We start from the raw sequence: 4,047 nt of genomic DNA, 5'->3' as shown, positions 1-4,047 counted from the left end.
GGCGGAGACGCGGGCGGGGGGTGGCCGCGCGGCGCTGCCCGCGACGGCCTTCGCGCTGGGGCTCGGCCCCCTGGTACGGCCCGACCTGGCGCTGGTGAGCGGCCTGTTCCTGGTGGCGCTGTGGCTGATGTGGCGCCCCGGGTGGCGGACGACCCTCGGCTGGGCGGGCGCCGCCGTGGCGCTCCCCCTCGCCTACGAGGTCTTCCGCGCGGGGTACTACGGCGTACTCGTTCCCCTCCCCGCCATCGCCAAGGAGGCCTCCGGCACCGAGTGGCAGTTCGGCTGGGACTACCTGCTCAACACGCTGAACACCTATGTGCTGTGGGTACCGCTGGGACTGGTCGCCGCGTATGCGGTACGGGAAGCGGTCCGCCGTGCCCCCGGGTGGCGGCAGGGCGGGGCACGCCGACCGGACGGCACCAGCGAACCGGACGGCACCAGCGAAACGGGCGGCGCCCACCGTCCCGGCGAAGCGCGCATGGCGGACGCGGCGCTGGTCGGCGCGCCGGTCGTGGCCGGGCTGCTGTCGGCGTTCTTCGTCGTCAAGATCGGCGGCGACTTCATGCACGGCCGCATGGTGCTGCCCGCGCTGTTCCTGGTACTGCTGCCGGTCTTCCTGCTGCCGTACGGGCGGACGACAGCGGTAGTGGCCGGGGCGGTCGGGGTGTGGGGACTGGTGTGCGCCCTGGCGCTGCGGCCCCCCATCGAAAGCCCCGACGACCCGCGCATCGTCTTCGACTCCCACACCGTCTACCAGCACATCCTCAGCGACCGGCATCCGGTCGGCCAACTCGCCCACACCGAAACCCCGCGCGCCTTCACCACGGCCGCGCGGCGCACCATCAAGGACGGCAGCCACGGGCTGGTGCTGCGGCTGCCCTACGACAAGGGCTACCCCGTCGTCCCCCTGGCGCCCCACGTGCGGGCGCCGGTCGCCGCCGCCGAGGCCCGGCTGGGGCACGCGGGAGCGGTGCTCCCGCTGGACGGCTTCGTCATCGACATCCTCGGGCTGGCCAACCCGCTGGGCGCCCACACCGAACCCGTCAGCCACAAGAAGGCGGGACACGAGAAACCGATCGACCGGGCCTGGATCGTCGCGGACGTGACCGCGCCGGGAACCCGCGTCCAGGGCGTCGACGAAGACGACGTACGCGCCGCCCGGCACGCGTTGACCTGCGGGCCGCTCCCCGAACTGCTGGCCTCCACCCGCGACCCGATGAGCCCCGCACGCTTCTGGGACAACCTCACCGGCGCCTGGGACCGCACCCTCATGCGCATCCCGGCCGACCCGGTGGAGGCCGAGCGCGCCCTGTGCTAGCGGCCGGACACTCCGTTTCCGGCCACCTGATGGCGGTCCGGTCACCTGCCGGCGGGCCCGCCGGCAGCCCGCCGCGAGCGGGCCGCCGCCTGTCACCCGTCAGCCCACCGCACGTGACTCGCCGTCAGCCCAGGGCAAGTGGCCCGTCGTCAGTCCACCGCGCGTGGCCCGTCGTCAGTCCACCGCGCGTGGTCCGCCGCCAGTTCAGCGCGCGCCCCTGCGGTCAGCCCGACGTGCGGCGGGAGTCGCGGGCGCGCACCAGGGCGCGGGTCACCACGGGGGGCAGGAGGTCGACGGCGAGCCGGCGGGCGGCGCGGGTGCGCGGTGCCCGCGCGCCGGCGGCGTCGGCGGCAGGCGCGTGCCGCGAGACGGGCACCGGCGGCGCGTCGGACTTGCGGGCACCGACCAGCAGCATCCGCTTGCCCGCCACCTGCTGCCACTGCAACCAGCACCTGCCCCGCTCCCGCAGCGCGGCGTGCAGCGCGTCCTGCCAGGGTTCCGCGTCGCCCCACGTGCCGTAGAACTTGTGGCTGGAGACGCACACGGGCCGCAGCCCACTCTCCAGAACGGCCTGCCAGGTGGCGCAGGCGACGCCCGGGGTGTGGTCGGAGCGGTAGTCGTCGAGGACGACGACACCCTCGGGCCCGAGGGCGTCCCGGGCAGCCGCGATGTCGCCGTACACGTGCTCGTACAGGTGTGAGGCGTCCACGTGGACGAAGCGGCAACTGCCGTCTTCCACCTCGCGCGGCACCACGGTGGTGGGGGCCTGGAGGAGGCGCGGCAGGTCGTCCCAGAAGGAGCCGTAGTTGGCCTCGAACGCGCGGCGGGTGAGGGTCGCGTAGGAGCCGCGCATCTCGCGCCCGTTGGCGGCGTCCGGCGCCTCGGAGTCGAACAGGTCGCAGACGGTGAACCGTTCGTACGGAGCGTCGAGGTACGCCCGCATGAGGATGGCGCTCTTGCCCATGTAGGCGCCCATCTCCAGCAGGTCGCCCCGGTGTCGCAGCTCCCGCTGACGGCGCAGGAACCAGTCGAAGAGGATGAGATCCGTGCGGTAGAACCAGCCGGGCACCTCGTCGAAGGAGCGCGGCGCGGGCAGTGCCTGCGGCTGGTCGTCCGGGCCGGGGGCGGTCGGTGTCCGATCGGACGTGGACGCGGCCGTGGTGGTCATGGGGGGCGGGTCTCCTCTGCGGACGGGGACGTTCGAGGGGGCCGAGGCCCTGTATAGGGGGCCGGTGCGAGCCGGCGCACGCCCCGGAGCCGCACATCGGCAGAGCTTCCGCGCGCCGCCGTCCGCGGGCTACCCGGAGTTCAGCGACCGTTCCGTGCGGCTGAGGAACCGCCCGGACGAACACGGCTCCCGGCCTCCTCGGACCCGTGCGGAAATGCCGCCGCGGGCCCGTACGGAGACGCCGTCGTGGGCCCGTACGGAGACGCCGCCGCGAACCCGTGCGGGATCGCGCCACTCGCGGTGGCCGCCGGTCTGGAAGCCGGGGTGGACGCCGTCGTGCCGGCCCGGGACTCAGCAGGGCTGCCGCCGGGGCGGCCCCGCAGCCATGCGGGGAACGGCGGTTCGACGAACGGCCACAGACAACTCCGCACCTGAGGCGTGCCCAGCAGCACGGCGAGCCCGAGGGCCAGCACCGTCGCCCCCGCCACCGCCGGCAGGCCCCAGGCCAGAACGAGCCGGTAGCCGCCCGCCCTCTCGACGGCCTCGAACACCAGCCCGTGCAGCAGGAACGGATAGAGCGCACACGCCCCCAGCGCGGAGAACCTGGTCGGCCTGGAGGAGACGAGGGCCAGGAAGGCGGCGACGAGGACGGCGCCCACGCCGAAGAGCGCGGACCGCACGCCCACGTACATCAGCGGAGACAGGCCCAACTCGTCGCTGGTCGCCTCCATCAGCAGCCAGTCGCGGCTCACCCGGGGCGCAGCCCACCAGGCTCCGACCACGGCGGCGGCCACCACGGGCAGCGCACACAGGCGCGCAGCCCGACTCCACAGCGCACGCAGGTGCTCGGGGCGCAGCCGCAGACCGAGGACGAACCACGGCCAGTACATGAGCAGCCGGGGCAGGGCAGGTTCGCCGCCCACGTGCAGGAAACCGGTGCCGACGGAGACGAGCGCTGCCAGCGCGACGGGCCAGCGCACCGCGTGCCACAGCGGCGCGGTCAGCCGCCACACGAAGAGCGCCGCCAGGAACCAGCACACGAAGGACGGCCGCGTCGGGGTGACGGCGAAGGGCCGGTCCCACAGGAGCGTGTCCATCCCCGCGTACGCCACCTCGAAGGCGAGATAGGGCACCAGGACGTGCGTCAGCAGCCTTCGCACCTGTTCGGGACGCCCGGTGAAGCCGCGCGAGAGGTAACCGCTCAGCAGGATGAGGGCGGGCAGGTGGAAGGCGTACACCAGCAGCCAGGCCGCCTTGACGCCGCGCATGCCGTCGGCGACGGGCGCCCAGTTGTGGGCGAGGACGACCAGGACGACCAGGAGGAACTTCGCGTTGTCCAGAAACGGGTCCCGCCCGCCGTACCGCCGCGCCGCCGAGGCTCCGCCCGGCCGCCGCCGCGCGGAGCCCTGTTCCGGTCGCCGCCGCGCGGAGCCCTGTTCCGGTCGCTGTGGCTCGGAGCCCTGTTCCGGTCGCTGTGGCTCGGCTGCTCGGCCAGGTCGCCGCAGGCGTACCCCTCCGGTCGCTGCGCGCGTCGCCCCCGTGGGCGGGGCAGGGGTCCGGG

General features: G+C 74.4%; 2 protein-coding genes and 1 pseudogene. 1 reads left to right on the top strand and 2 read right to left on the bottom strand.

Features of this window, described 5'->3' with window-relative positions:
• Positions 1-1,318 (top strand): annotated as a pseudogene (locus tag AB8Z75_RS32380) (hypothetical protein); the annotation flags it as partial.
• A 223-nt stretch (positions 1,319-1,541) separates the two neighbouring features.
• Here AB8Z75_RS32380 and AB8Z75_RS32375 read toward each other — a convergent pair.
• A complete protein-coding gene (locus AB8Z75_RS32375; RefSeq protein ID WP_369208303.1) occupies positions 1,542-2,486 on the bottom strand; it encodes a class I SAM-dependent methyltransferase in 945 nt (314 codons plus the stop codon).
• A 140-nt stretch (positions 2,487-2,626) separates the two neighbouring features.
• Positions 2,627-4,047 (bottom strand): acyltransferase family protein (locus AB8Z75_RS32370; RefSeq protein WP_369208301.1); only part of this gene is annotated, 1,421 nt, incomplete at its 5' end.

This window comes from Streptomyces sp. PU-14G (genome assembly GCF_041028275.1).
Lineage (GTDB): Bacteria > Actinomycetota > Actinomycetes > Streptomycetales > Streptomycetaceae > Streptomyces.
The sequence above is the reverse complement of the archived record's forward strand: the minus strand, read 5'-3'. Positions and strand labels throughout refer to the sequence as shown.

Bases quoted from the DNA above. Each gene is read 5' to 3' on its own strand.
- AB8Z75_RS32375 (WP_369208303.1), bottom strand. From the start codon at position 2,486: ATGACCACCACGGCCGCGTCCACGTCCGATCGGACACCGACCGCCCCC.